10 protein-coding genes and 1 pseudogene are annotated in these 12,676 nt (G+C 62.3%); 4 read left to right on the top strand and 7 right to left on the bottom strand.

Annotated elements, in window-relative coordinates; all coding sequences use genetic code 11:
• Positions 1-4 precede the first annotated feature (4 nt).
• Positions 5-1,213, top strand: a complete 1,209-nt coding sequence (locus OIM99_RS19605; protein ID WP_311852136.1) for an MFS transporter — start codon at positions 5-7, stop codon at positions 1,211-1,213.
• A 7-nt stretch (positions 1,214-1,220) separates the two neighbouring features.
• On the opposite strand, the gene OIM99_RS19600 is transcribed toward OIM99_RS19605, so the two are convergent.
• Positions 1,221-1,481, bottom strand: coding sequence for a hypothetical protein (locus tag OIM99_RS19600; RefSeq protein ID WP_311852135.1), 261 nt, complete (start codon positions 1,479-1,481; stop codon positions 1,221-1,223).
• Between the two features lie 229 nt (positions 1,482-1,710).
• Between OIM99_RS19600 and OIM99_RS19595 the strand changes: the two genes are divergently transcribed.
• The 3 genes from OIM99_RS19595 (at position 1,711) to OIM99_RS19585 (ending at position 4,750) form a co-directional block, all read left to right on the top strand.
• The gene (locus OIM99_RS19595; RefSeq protein ID WP_311852134.1) at positions 1,711-2,421 is read left to right on the top strand and encodes a ribonuclease activity regulator RraA; all 711 of its coding nucleotides are present in this window, start codon (positions 1,711-1,713) and stop codon (positions 2,419-2,421) included.
• A gap of 17 nt (positions 2,422-2,438) precedes the next feature.
• Positions 2,439-3,368: a dihydrodipicolinate synthase family protein gene (locus OIM99_RS19590; RefSeq protein WP_311852133.1), complete on the top strand. Its 930-nt coding sequence runs from the start codon at positions 2,439-2,441 to the stop codon at positions 3,366-3,368.
• A 65-nt stretch (positions 3,369-3,433) separates the two neighbouring features.
• Positions 3,434-4,750 (top strand): VpsF family polysaccharide biosynthesis protein, encoded by a 1,317-nt coding sequence (locus OIM99_RS19585; protein ID WP_311852132.1) that lies wholly within the window; start codon positions 3,434-3,436, stop codon positions 4,748-4,750.
• A gap of 1,809 nt (positions 4,751-6,559) precedes the next feature.
• On the opposite strand, the pseudogene OIM99_RS19580 reads toward OIM99_RS19585, so the two are convergent.
• From OIM99_RS19580 to OIM99_RS19555, 6 genes and pseudogenes are all read right to left on the bottom strand, one after another.
• Positions 6,560-6,856, bottom strand: a pseudogene (locus OIM99_RS19580) (Wzz/FepE/Etk N-terminal domain-containing protein); the annotation flags it as partial.
• Positions 6,857-7,022: 166 nt separating this feature from the next.
• A complete protein-coding gene (locus OIM99_RS19575) occupies positions 7,023-8,198 on the bottom strand; it encodes a glycosyltransferase family 1 protein (protein WP_311852131.1) in 1,176 nt (391 codons plus the stop codon).
• Positions 8,195-9,694: a polysaccharide biosynthesis C-terminal domain-containing protein gene (locus tag OIM99_RS19570; RefSeq protein WP_311852130.1), complete on the bottom strand. Its 1,500-nt coding sequence runs from the start codon at positions 9,692-9,694 to the stop codon at positions 8,195-8,197. The genes OIM99_RS19575 and OIM99_RS19570 overlap by 4 nt, the downstream gene beginning before the upstream one ends.
• Before the next feature lie 2 nt (positions 9,695-9,696).
• Positions 9,697-10,491 (bottom strand): WecB/TagA/CpsF family glycosyltransferase, encoded by a 795-nt coding sequence (locus OIM99_RS19565; protein WP_311852129.1) that lies wholly within the window; start codon positions 10,489-10,491, stop codon positions 9,697-9,699.
• 3 nt (positions 10,492-10,494) lie between these two features.
• On the bottom strand, positions 10,495-11,346 hold the full coding sequence (locus OIM99_RS19560; protein WP_311852128.1) for a methyltransferase domain-containing protein: 852 nt from the start codon (positions 11,344-11,346) through the stop codon (positions 10,495-10,497).
• Positions 11,347-12,672: a hypothetical protein gene (locus OIM99_RS19555; RefSeq protein ID WP_311852127.1), complete on the bottom strand. Its 1,326-nt coding sequence runs from the start codon at positions 12,670-12,672 to the stop codon at positions 11,347-11,349.
• Positions 12,673-12,676: the final 4 nt, after the last annotated feature.

Genomic DNA, 12,676 nt, shown 5'->3' with positions numbered 1-12,676 from the left:
ATCGATGACCGAACAGACAATTGCACATCCCACCGGTGAAGCCGCCTCACAGGCGCAAAAGATTGCGACATTGGCGGTCTGTTTCACCATCGTCACGCTCGATGGTCTCGATACCACTTCCATCGCCTTCGTGGCGCCGGTGTTGTCGCGAGCCTGGAATCTCACGCCAGCCGCGTTCACGCCAGCTTTCGTGGCTACCAGCGTTGGCGCGGTGATCGGCTATATGTTGAGCGGCCCCGTTGCTGCTCGCTGGGGTAAGCGCCAAGCGGCGCTATGGAGCGTGTTGATTTTTGGATTTGGCACGTTGGCGACAGTGTTAGCGTACGACATCGTCACCATTTCGATCATTCGTCTGATCACCGCCGTCGGCTTGGGCGGTTGTCTGCCCATCGCGGTGGCCGCCGGCGCCGATATCATGCCGCCGCGCTACAAGGAGACGGCGGCCATGCTGGTCGCGACCGGCCTGTCGGCGGGTTCGGTGATCGGCGGTTTGATCGCTTTGCCGTTGATCCGCGATCATGGCTGGACGTCGATCTTCATCATCGGTGGCATTGCGCCCTTGCTGATCCTGCCATTGTTCATTTGGGTTTTGCCCAAAGAAGCGCAGGGCGCGAAGACCGGCAATCCGGTGGCAGCGCTGTTCGGCGATGGTCTCGCCACGTCGACGATCCTGCTCTGGACGTTCGCCTTTCTGGTCTTCATCGATGCCTATGCGTTGATGTTCTGGATTCCCACCCTGCTGGTCGATTTCGGCTTCGAGCCGGCGCTCGCGCCGCTGGCGACCGCGGCCTTCGGTACGGGCGGCCTGGTTGGCAATGTGATCTTGATGCTGCTGGTGGCGCGGTTTGGCATCAAGGCTTTGCTGATCGCCATCTCCGTGTTCGCCATCGCCTGTATCGTCGCTTTGAGCAAAGGCGCGACGCCATCGATGGTCTTGCCTTTGATCGCCGGGCTTGGGGCTGGCTTCATCTGCTGTTGTGTCGGTCAGGCGGCGCTCGCGGTTTCGCTTTATCCATCCGCTTTGCGCACGACCGGTGTCGGTTGGGCTTCGGCCGCCGGCCGCGTCGGGTCGATCTTCGGTCCGGCGCTCGGTGGCTTGATGATGTCGCTTGGCTGGGCGCCGCGCGATATCATTCTGACGGCGATCGTGCCGGCCGTGTTGGCCATTCTGGTCTTGCTGGCGATGCGCGGGCTTATGCGTCCAACGGCTTGACTGCGCGCTACCGTTCGGCCTCTTCGCGTCCGATCTCGGTGAGGCGGAAGACGGAAAGGCCGATGCGCACTTGCGAAATGTCTTCGACGATATAGTCCCAGCGCAGCAAGTCGTCGAAGATGTCGGCGGCCACATAGACCACCGTACCGTTGATGAGGATGGGCGACCAGTCGGTGGCGCAGACGGAGACGATGTTCTCGTCGAGCATGAGGAAGTTGCCCTCATGGTCGGCGAGTAAACGCAGAACATCGGCGAACGAAAGCAACATCGACGCTCTCCCGTGAGCGGCGTCGCCAGCGACGTTGTCATGTGCACAGGTCGGTCAGGCGAGGCCACGCTGGCGGGCTGACGCATTCAATCATGGATCGGACATTATGTCGTCTTCACGGCACTTCGGGCCGGTGAGGGTTTGGTAGCGCTCCTCCGCTACCACATGCCCTTCACATTCCCGGCTGAATGGCGCATGGGAGGGGGAAGTTCGATCCACCGGAGTTCCCATGGCTCTCGACCCGCAAATCGTGAAGACATTGAAGGGCGTTTCGACCGCGACCATCACAACCGTGATGCTGAAAAAAGGCCTGCGGAATCTTTGGATACGCGGCGCCAAGCCTTTGAAACCCGATCAGGAACGGTTGGTCGGGCCTGCCTTTACCCTGCGCTTCATCCCGGCGCGGGAGGACCTGGCGACCCCCGAATCCTGGGGCAATCCGATTTCGACGCGGACCGCGGTCGAGGCGATGGAGGAAGGGGACATTGCCGTCATCGACGCGCTGGGCGTGACCGATGCCGGCTGCTATGGCGACATCCTCATTGCCCGCATGGCCAAGCGCAAGGTTGCTGCCTTGGTGACCGACGGCGTCGTCCGCGACATTGAAGGCGTCAACGGCACGGGATTGCCGGTCTGGTCGCAGGGTTGGGCAGCGCCGTCCTCGGTGCAGGGGCTGACCTTTGTCAATTGGAACGAACCGATTGGATGTGGCGGCGTCGCCATTTTTCCGGGCGATGTGATCGTCGCCGACAAGGATGGAGCGGTGGTCATTCCGAAAGCTTTCATCGACCACGTCCTCGATACGGGGCCGGAGCAGGAGCGGATGGAGGCGTGGATCATGCGCGAGGTTGAGCGCGGCGAAACGCTGCCGGGCCTCTATCCGATGAATGCCGAAACCAAGGCGCGTTATGACGCCTGGAAGAAGTCTCAGAATGTTTAGTCTCAAAGGTTTGTTCGATGTCTTTTGATCAAAATGCGCATGGTGTCTACGCGATCGCGGCGACGCCCTTTCACTCCGATGGCCGGCTTGATCTTGCCTCAGTCGACACGATGACAGATTTCTATCTGCGCTGCGGCGTATCCGGCCTGACCATTCTCGGCATTATGGGCGAAGCGCCGAAGCTCGATCCCGACGAATCCATGGCAGTGGTGAAGGGCGTTATCGGGCGTGCGGGTGCTATTCCGGTGATCGTCGGCGTTTCGGCGCCGGGCTTTGCGGCCATGCGGGCTCTGGCACGTTCCTCGATGGACGCGGGCGCGGCCGGCGTGATGATCGCTCCGCCGTCGCATTTGCGGACCGACGATCAGATCGTCACCTATTATCGCCAGGCGGTGGAGGCGATTGGTTCCGACGTGCCTTTCGTGATCCAGGACTACCCGCTGCTGCTCAGCGTGGTGATGCCCCCCAAGGTCATCCGCCAGATCATCATGGATCATCCCTCCTGCCGCATGCTCAAACATGAGGATTGGCCAGGGTTGGAGAAGATCAGCGCGCTGCGCGGCTTCGAAAAAGATGGTTCCATGCGGCGGACGCCGATCCTGTGCGGCAACGGCGGTCTGTTCCTCGATTTCGAGATGGATCGCGGGGCCGATGGGGCGATGACCGGCTATTGCTTTCCCGACATGCTGGTCGACGTGGTGCGCCTAGCTCGTGCCGGCGAGCGCGACAAGGCGCATGATCTCTTTGATGCCCATTTGCCGCTGGTGCGTTACGAGCAGCAGCAAGGCGTGGGCCTGGCGGTGCGCAAATATGTGCTGATGAAGCGAGGCGCCATCGCTTCCGATGCTCAGCGCAAACCCGGCAGCGCGTTGACCGCCCAGGCGCGGGCGGAGGTCGACTATCTGCTGCAGCGGCTGGCTCGCCACGACCCGCGCGCCGCCTTCTGATCGTCTCCCATGACTGTTTCCGGGAGCGAATCAGAGGTAGATTCGTTCCCGGAAGGACGTTTGACATGAGGACTGAACGCGCAGCGCTGGAACAACCAGCCGTGGCCCATGGCCGCGCGGCGGACTGGTCTGCGCCCGAAGTACGTGAAGGCGAGCTGCCGCGATTTTTCGGTCTGGCGCGATGGGCCTTCGTTGTCTTCTGCGTCGCCATCGTTTTGCGGGTGATGATCGGCGACGGCATTCTCAACCTGGTCGAGCGCTACACCAGCGAGGGTGGCAGCCTGATCGAGAAGATCCATCCTGCCGTCTATGTGATGTTCCTGTGCGGCTTCGTCATCTATGCCTCGGTGGGATTGCGTTTCCTGCCGCAGGAGCGCTCGGAAGTGCGCGCGCTTTTGATGTTAGCGGGCTTTCTGGCTCTTATCGGCGCGATCAATATTCTGGTCGGTCGCGGTTCTTCGGCGGGCTACGTCATCGACAGCTATATCACGACCCTGCTGATCGGCGTTTTGCTCTATGCCATGCCGCATAGTTGGCGCGAGACGGTCGGGTTTCTGGTCATCGGCGCCATCGTCTTCAATTCGGCCTTCATGATGGTGGAATTCGGTTTGGGGCGAACGTTGGTGCCAGCCGCGCTGGAAGCGGCGGAGTTTCGCCCGGCGGGCTTTCTCGGCACGCCGCTGACGGTGGGTGTGCTCAATCTGGCGACGGCGGTCCTGATCATTTCGTTGCCGATCAATTCATTCGTCAAAGCCGGCAGCGTGGGGCTTTTGGCTTTAGGCATTCTCATCGCGGGCGCGCGCACGGCCATGCTGGCGACAAGCCTAGTCGTCCCGATCTCGCTGGTTCTTGCGGCATGGCAGCGTCGCTCCGGCATGAGCCCCGGCGTGACGATGATTGCGATCCTGCTGGTGGCGATCATTGCCGGGCCGTTGATTTTTATCGTCGCTAACGAGCTTGGTTTCCTGGCGCGCTTCCAGGGTGGTTATATCGACGACAGCGCCCAAACGCGCATCGAGATCTACCGTGTGTTCGACTATGTCAGTTGGCGCGAAATCTTGCTTGGCAGCGACCTTCTTGAGCTGAAGCGTATCGTCAACGACAAGCTGGGTATTCAGTTCATCGAGAGCGCGATCGTCTTCTTCGTGTTTGATTTCGGCCTGATCGGCTTCATCATTTTTGCGGCGCTGTTCGGCTGGCTACTCTATGTGCTGAGCCGGCGCTCGCACATTCTTTTGCCGCTGGCGACGTTATGTTTTCTCGGGCTTGCCCTCACCAACAATACGCTGGCGACCAAAGTACCATCGCTTTTTGCGATGCTTGTCATGCTCATCGGTGTTCGGGCTGTCCACCTGCGCGCTGACGGCGGGGAGCTCAGCTGACGGCGGCGTGCTCGGCTTTTCGCCGGAGACCGAAACCAACTGCGGGCTCAACGTGCCGGCACGGCTGACGGCGTCGTAGGTGGCGGCGATCTTCTCGGCATTCGTGACGTTCACGTCAGCGGCGACGATACAGTCGGAAGCGGCTTCCGCCAGCAGCCCGATGAACGGATTCGCCGCAGCGATGCCGGCGTCGACGATCAGCATGTTGACGTTGGCGCAGAGCCGTTCGAGCCGATCGACCAGTTCGCGCCGCGCGTCACGGGAGACCGGTTTGCCGCCGGCCATGGTCGCGGGCAGGAGATGGGGTAAGCCGTTGCGCTTCCACTCAACGCTGTCCTCGATGGACTTGCCTTGTTCAAGTCGATCGTAGAGGCCCGGCTGACCGACAATGCCACTGAGCTGCGACAGGCCCATGGTCGTGGCGTCGCCATCGACGGCGATCACATCGAGCCCTTCCCACGCGAAACTGCTGGCCAGCGCCAGAGCGAATTCGCTGCCGATCTCGGCATCTTCCACCGAGCAAACAAGGATGATGCGGAGCGGATCGTCGGGGGCGAGGCGTTGAATACGACCGGCAACCTCGCTCACGGCCGGCGGCGGTGACAGAGCGCGCTGGAATTTCCGCGTCGCTACATAGTTGTGCACGAACGAGCGGTTGATGTCGGCGAATGTCGGAACGGACGTACGAAGGGTTGGTGCCGTGCGCCGCGTCGCAGGACGGGGACTGGCAGGGCCTGTTGCGCCGGGGCCAAAGAAGTGGCCTAGCAGAGCGAGGCCGATGCCGAGGGGCAGGCCAGCGATGCCACCGAGAATGGTGAGCACGGGCACGGACAGGCCGGTCGGCGACACTGGCTCATTGGCGGGGGAAATGATGCGCGTCTGATTGGGCTGGAAGCCCGATTGTTCGGTGATTTCACGCGCGCGGACGAGGAACTGTTCGTAGACGCGGCGGTTGGCATCGGCGGCGCGTTCGAGTTCGCGGATGCCGATGAGGGACTGGCCGGCGTCGGTGGTTTCCTTCCGAGTCCTGTCGAGTTGCACGTTGATCGCCTTTTCGCTGTTGAGCGCTTGGGCGAGTTCGAGTTCGGCGGCCTGTTTGCGGCGGGCCACTTCCTGATCGATGGCGCGCCGGGCTTCGGCGACGCGGGCCGCCGCCGCTACCAGTTCCGGATGCCGTGGGCCAAGACTCTGGCGCAGTTCCTGTTCCTGGCGCTGCGCTTCGGCCAGGCGCAGGCGCAATTGCACGATGGCTGGGGAATCGAGCACTTCGGCGGCGGACTCCTGCATCGGCCGATTGCCGAGTGCGCGGATCTGATCGACGCGCGCCCGGGCCCGTGCGGTGCGAGCACGCGCGAGGTTGAGCTGCGTGGTGAGTTCGGTCGCGTCCTGATCGAGGGTCAGCTTGCCATTGGCGAACGAGAGATTGTTCCTGGCCTTGTAATCTTCGACGCGCTTTTCGGCGGCTTCCACTTGCGTGCGCAGATCCTTCAGGCGGGCTGCCACTTCCTCGCCGATGCGCTTAGTGATGAGTTGGCGGGTATTGGCCTGTTCGTCGATATAGCCCTCTGCCACGGCTTGTGCGAGGCGCGCCGCTTTCGCCGGCGTGCTGGCGGCAACGGAAATATCGACGACGAAGCTGCGTTCGGAACGTCGGACAGTCAGCGCCCGTTCGAGAACGCCAGCAGCCGTGGCTTCCGGTTCGGCGGAGCCCGCGGGCCGGCCGAGAACCATGGCCCGCAGACGACCGAGCAGGCCCGGACGCGGGACGAAATCGGGATCATTGGTGAGATGTTCGCGATCGACGACCGCGCGCAGCACCGAAGTGGACATGAGAATACGCATCTGGCTTTCCAGATCCGCATTCAACGTTTCGGCATTCTCGAAGCGCTGGTTGACGTCGCCTTCGACCACTTTGAGGCCGCGTGTATCGATCAGCAATTGCGTCGTGGCGACGTAACGCTTTTGAGCGGTCAGACCGTAAATGCCGGCGGCGATGGCGAGAGCGGCGACGCAGAAGGCGATCAGCGTCCAGCGCTGCCGTAGGATGGCGAGCAGTTCACGCAATTCGAAGACCGGTGCAGGTGCCGGCGCGGCGACCGCTCGCATGGACGCGCCATTGGCCGGAGTGGTGCGAAACCAATCCTTCGCACCCAGATAGGCCGGCCCGTATCTGTCATCCATGGTCGAAGCCGATGTCCGCGATTATCGAGGAAACGCCAATGGTTACGCGTGCCCAGGGGATGGGTTGTTAATATTCCCGAAAGGTTAATTTTTATTTTTGAATTGCGTCGGCGGCAGGGCGGGCGGTTGCGCCGAGTAGCTCAGCCATGACAGTTTCTGCGGCTTGCGCCGAGCGGGGCCAGGAAAAACGGGCAGCATTTTGCCGGCCGGCGGCCGAAAGGCGGTTCCGCAGGGCTTCGTCGCCTATGACGGCGCCAATCGCATCGGCCAGGCCGCTGATGTCTTCCAAATCGACGAAAAGCGTCCCTTCCGGGGCGACCTCGCGAAACGCTGGAATGCTCGTCGCGACGACCGGGGTGCCACGGTCTTGCGCTTCGATCAGGGGGAGGCCAAAGCCCTCGTAGCTGGAACAGGACACCAAAGCGCTGGCCCCGGTCAGGATGGCATCGAGCTCCGCGTCGCCGACCGCGCCGAGAGGGATGATCAGATCAAGCGCCTTGGCCAGGACCTGATCAGGGTCGCGGCCGACATGATAGGCGGCAACGGGTTGGCCGCGCTGGCGGAGCTGCTGCAAAGCGGCGAGCAGCATACCGGCGTTCTTGTTGGGCGAGAGATTGCCGAGCAGGAGCACATAGGGCTGCTGGAGGTTGGGCGGCAGCGGCGCCTGCGGGCTGAAATGTGCCATCACGCCGGCCCCGGGGACCAGCCGTGTCTTGTTAGCCGCGTTGGGATGAAACCGGCAGACGTCATTCTCGGTGTTGCGCGACACGCAGGCGACTGCGGCGGCACCTCGGGTGGCCAGACCGAAGAAGAGGGACCACCACAGGCGGTGGCGCCGCTCGTACATGTGCGGCAGGGTCTTCATGTAGAGATCGTGCGCGGTGATGACTGTCGGAACCGAGGCCGGTGGGCACATCGGATTCATCGCATAGACGAGGCTCGCTCGTGTCGTCGTTACGGCTTCACGCAACACGGTGCGTTGGCGGATGTAATTGAGCGGCGTCGCTGCCACATGGGGAAACGTTAGAATCCGTTCCAGGCGTGATGCGATCGGTGCCGGCAATTGTTCGGCAGTGAAAGCGGAAGCCAGTGCGTAACGATAGGTGCCGCGATCGAGCAGAGCTTCGATCAACCCGAAGGCATAGCGGGTGATGCCGGTGATCTGGCCCGCCGGTTCGACAAGATGATTGATGAGAATGAGCTGCCGCGTGTCGGACTTCGATAGGCTGATGGCGGCAGGGCGATTTTCGGCGAGCGCCGGCCTCATGGCTGCTGTCCGGCGAACAGGTGCTGTTCCCATGGCGCGTTGATGAAACGGCGCAAATCAAAGCGGACGATGGCCACCAGCAGAGCGAAATACGTGCCGCCGTAAATGACGCCGCCGGCAATGAGTTGGAGCCAGGCATTGTGCGGCAGCAGCGAAAGCGCCGCGGTCACGATGGCGGCGGCGAGGAAAGCACAGGCGAGGACGCGCAGGATCGATTGCACCGGGATTTTGAATGGCCACAAGGCGCGCGAGACGAGAGCCGAGACCAGGGCCGCGGCGCAACTGCCGATCATGAACGAAATGGCGGCGCCGGCAGGGCCGTAAAGTTTTACCAAAGTGATCGACAGGGCGAGCGTTGCGAGCGAGACGCCGGCCAGATAGGCGAGCAGGAGCCAGTTGCGGCCATAGGCGTGGAAAATATTGTCGAAGACCACGTGTTTGATGCCCAATGCCACGGCGCCGATGGCAATGGGGCCGATGAGTTGCGCGGCCAGGATATGATCGAAGCTCGGGAGCACGCATTCGACGATGGGCCGCGCCAGTACGATACAAGCGCCGGCCGCGCCGAAACCGAGGATGCAACTGGCAACCAGATAGCCGGCGATCTTGCGGTCGCCTTCGCCACCACGGTCTTGTGACAGGAGCGCGGGGAAGGCCTGCTGATTGAGCGCGAACAGCACGAGGTCGACCGGCTGGCGCGCCACGGCGGTCGCCGCCACATAGAGGCCGACCATGGTCGGGCCAAGCCAGGTTTGCAGGATCAGGCGATCGACCCAGCCGAACTGGAAGGTCAGTGCGGTGACGAGAATGGTGGGGATGGCGATGGCTTTGAATGTGCCGGCGGCGAGATGTTTCGAGAGGATCTGATCGAAACTACCGCCGAGCACCGGCAGGGAGATCAGAATCGAAAGCCCGGCGGCGAAGGAAAAGGCGAGGGCGGTGTGGAAGAAATTGCCCCAGCCGCCGAGAACGGTGCCGAACACCAGAATCAGCATGGCCACGCCACGAATGCTTTCGACGAGGCCAAACAGCCCCTGCCGGTTGAGCGCCTGCAGGAGGGTAAGCACCAGGCGCAGAATGGCGAAATTCACCACATAGACCGAGACTGCCACGCTCAGTTCGAAATCCGGCGCGTCCGGCATGAAGGGTGAGATGATGCAAGCGGCAATGATGCTGAGTAGGGTCGTGCCGATGGCCAGGGCCGAGAAGCTGAAGCGGGTCGTTGGGATCGCTGGAGCGGCGGGGGCGCTTTGGACGGACTGGCGGATGAGCAGCAGCCGGAACCAGTTCGCGGCCGTCATTTCGATGATTTCACCCAGCGTGATGACGAGGGCGAACAGACCGTAATTGTGCAGGCCGATATAGGAGGGCAGCAGAATGAGAACCGCGAGCGTAGCCAGCCGCGAGCTCACGCTGCCTGACAGCGTGAACAGGTATTGAACGCGTTCGATGCGTTCGAACAAACTTTGGCGGCCTGAGGTAAGCGCCATTGTCATGGTCAGCCACGCGGGGCGGGCTTGCCTCCTACATTCGGCAAGGTGGGGCCGGAGCGGGACCGCGCCAGCATGCGCCTGATCATATCCTTCAAGAGCAGGCCAGCGAAGATCGTATTGGTGCTGAGGTAACGTTTCCACATGCGTCTTGGCTCCTGCAGGAGCCGGTAAAGCCATTCGAAGCCGGACTTCTGCCAGGCCATGGGCGCACGCTGGACGAAACCCGCGGCCACATCGAGGGTGCCGCCAATACCCATGACGAAAGGCACGTTCAGTTCGGCCCGATAAGCGGCCATGAAACGTTCCTTCATCGGGGTTGGCATGGCCAGAAACAGGCAGTCGGGCTTGGCTGCCTTGATCGCATCGACGATTTCGCGTTCCCGGCCTTTGAAATAGCCATTTTGACGACCGGCGATCTGCAAGCCGGGGTGGAGGGCTTCGATGCGGCGGCAGGCTTCGGAGAGCACTTCCTCGGTCGCGCCGAGCAGATAGGGACGGAAACCCTGCGCGGCGCAGGTCGCCATCAGATGGTCGAAGAGATCGACGCCGGTGACGCGCGGGACGTTGCGATGGCCGGCGAGCCGGAGCGCAAGCGCGATGCCGGCGCCGTCAATGCCGATCAGATCGGCTTGGCGCACGTCGCGATCGAGTTCCTCGTTGGTCCGGGCCGAGACGAGTTTGGCGACGTTCAGCGCCACGTGCTGCATGGGCTTGCGTTCGCGCATGGCCGCCGTTGCGACGTTGACCGTCTCGTCCAGGGTCAGGATATCGACCGGACAATTGAGAACCGTGGTGCGCATATCCTATTTCTCCATCACCGCGACGCATTCGCCGCAGTACTGGCGCAGGCCAGGAAAGGCGCCGAGCAGAACATCGTCAGTCCCCTTCAAGGCACGCAAGCCGGCGCGCACCACCGGATTGCCGGTGTGGGCCTGAACGATGCGCTTGCCCATGAACAGAAGCGACATCTGTTCGAGGCGATAATTGCGGAAACCTTGGGCGAAGCCGGCAATATCGGCCGGCTCGAGAATGACGTCGCCCTTGGCTTCCTCGCCGCGCATGCTGATCTTGCGCAACAGGTCGAGCACGGCATTGCCGCGCAGCGTCTCGCTGATGATCACTTTGCCGCCGGGCTTCAGCACGCGCAGGGCTTCCTCGCGCACGCCGGGATATTTGATGGCGTGGTGCAGCACTTCGTGGAAAAGGACGATGTCGAATTCTTCGTCCGCATAGGGCATGGCCGTGGCATTCGCGACCTGGAACTGGCAGGTGTCGGCGACGCCGTTCTCGCGCGCGAGCGCATTGCCGGCTTCGACGCCAACGGGAGAGAGGTCAAAGCCGCGCACCTCGGCGCCCTTCAGCGCGAAGAACACGCCATACTGACCGATGCCGCAGCCGACATCGAGAACCTTCTTGCCCTTGAGATGATCGATGTCCATCAGCTCGAACACGCGGCGCGTGCGATGACCACGATCGGGACGGGCGCCCGGTTTGAAACAATAGTCTTCCCATTTCAGCACATGGGCTGGATCGATCCGGCGCGTGCGGAGGCCGAAGGGCATCATGCCGTCATAGACACGGTCATGCTCTTCGCGCTCGATGCGTTCCCACTCTTCGGCAGAAATCGCATAGATATCAGCGGAACTGGCATTCATTTAGATCAACTCCGGTCCCTGGCACTGACCATTTTGGATAACGGGGCGGCGCAGCAGCAGGGGTGCTTTTCCGTTGGGCTCTCGTACAGGCCCATTAACCAGCACAAAACGTGCCGGAATCTCGGGGGGTAGTTTCAAGGAGAGATTGCCCTTGATCGCGGAGATGGTGGCGGGGCCATAGCCCTCGGTCGGCGCGATATAGAGGGTCAGACCTTCGTCCTGGACATAGTGAAGCTGGATCGAGGCGGCGCCACGTACGCCGCGTTGAATATGGTTGAGGCCGATGATGCGCCGGCCGTTCGGCAGGTCGATATATTCGCTGCTGCGTCCATCGATCCCATCGAAGGCTTGCTGTCCGGTGGCGATCTGCCCGAGTACGTCGGGATCGTGGCTTGGCACGCGGACGCGGTCGCCCGTGTCATAGCGGATGAAAATCTGACCATGATCCCACAGCGAGGTGGCGATGATGCGCGCCAGGCCTTCGCCATCCGGGATCAGTTCGACATGACCGTAGAAGGACAGGAAGCGGCAGCCCTGGTTGTCGATGTCGGCGGCTGCGACGATACGCTCGGCATGGCCGTAGTAGTTGACGATGCGGGCGCCGAGCATTTCACGCGCCAATTCGGCGGTGGCTGGCGAAAGCGTTTCCGAGGAGACGAAGATGACCGGAATATGCAGGCCCGCATCGATCGGTAGCGCATGCAGCAGCGCACCGAGAGAAGACGGATAGCAGAAGAGAATATCGGGCGCGAAATCATGCAGCGCCTTCACATAAGCGCTGATGTTCTCCCGATTGAGATGATGCGCCGAGAAAAGCCGTTTGCGGCGGCCTTCATCAACCCAGAAAGGCGGCGACATGTCGGCGGGATCTTTGATGGAATCGCCACGCAGGACAGCCACCCGCGAGAGTGCGCACTCGGCACCGGCCTCACGGCATAGCCTGTCGATGGTCGCTTGTTCAAAGACAACGCCAGCGGCGGTGCGCGTGACCTGCATGGGCTGGCCGGTGGTGCCGCCCGTCGCACCGGCGGCTCGGGGCAGGACGCCACGGGTGGCGAAGAGCTTTTCGCGGCCGATGAGTTGCGGTTTGGTCAGGATCGGCCAATCCGACAGGCGGGTGCTGGCCGGTGCTTGCGCATAGCCAGGCAAAGAATGTGCGCGGGACAGAATGGCAGCCAGGCGGGTTTCGCGCCAGGTCGCGAGTTCGTCCGGTGCGAGGGCGGACACACGCGCGATGGTGCGGCGCGCATAGTCATAGAGACCTGGCGGGCGGCGCAGGAGCCGGTCGGTAAGCGCTGTATGTTTCAGCGTGTCGATAATGCTCATGTCG

Origin of the sequence: Methylocella sp. CPCC 101449 (assembly GCF_031921685.1) — a bacterium.
GTDB lineage: Bacteria > Pseudomonadota > Alphaproteobacteria > Rhizobiales > Beijerinckiaceae > Terripilifer.
The sequence above is the reverse complement of the archived record's forward strand: the minus strand, read 5'-3'. Positions and strand labels throughout refer to the sequence as shown.

What these genes read in the sequence shown, in the direction of transcription:
- OIM99_RS19560 (WP_311852128.1), bottom strand. Translation starts at nt 11,346, where the DNA reads ATGAATGCCAGTTCCGCTGATATCTATGCGATTTCTGCCGAAGAGTGG.
- OIM99_RS19595 (WP_311852134.1), top strand. Translation starts at nt 1,711, where the DNA reads ATGGCTCTCGACCCGCAAATCGTGAAGACATTGAAGGGCGTTTCGACC.
- OIM99_RS19585 (WP_311852132.1), top strand. Translation starts at nt 3,434, where the DNA reads ATGAGGACTGAACGCGCAGCGCTGGAACAACCAGCCGTGGCCCATGGC.
- OIM99_RS19555 (WP_311852127.1), bottom strand. Translation starts at nt 12,672, where the DNA reads ATGAGCATTATCGACACGCTGAAACATACAGCGCTTACCGACCGGCTC.
- OIM99_RS19570 (WP_311852130.1), bottom strand. Translation starts at nt 9,694, where the DNA reads ATGACAATGGCGCTTACCTCAGGCCGCCAAAGTTTGTTCGAACGCATC.
- OIM99_RS19605 (WP_311852136.1), top strand. Translation starts at nt 5, where the DNA reads ATGACCGAACAGACAATTGCACATCCCACCGGTGAAGCCGCCTCACAG.
- OIM99_RS19590 (WP_311852133.1), top strand. Translation starts at nt 2,439, where the DNA reads ATGTCTTTTGATCAAAATGCGCATGGTGTCTACGCGATCGCGGCGACG.
- OIM99_RS19575 (WP_311852131.1), bottom strand. Translation starts at nt 8,198, where the DNA reads ATGAGGCCGGCGCTCGCCGAAAATCGCCCTGCCGCCATCAGCCTATCG.
- OIM99_RS19565 (WP_311852129.1), bottom strand. Translation starts at nt 10,491, where the DNA reads ATGCGCACCACGGTTCTCAATTGTCCGGTCGATATCCTGACCCTGGAC.
- OIM99_RS19600 (WP_311852135.1), bottom strand. Translation starts at nt 1,481, where the DNA reads ATGTTGCTTTCGTTCGCCGATGTTCTGCGTTTACTCGCCGACCATGAG.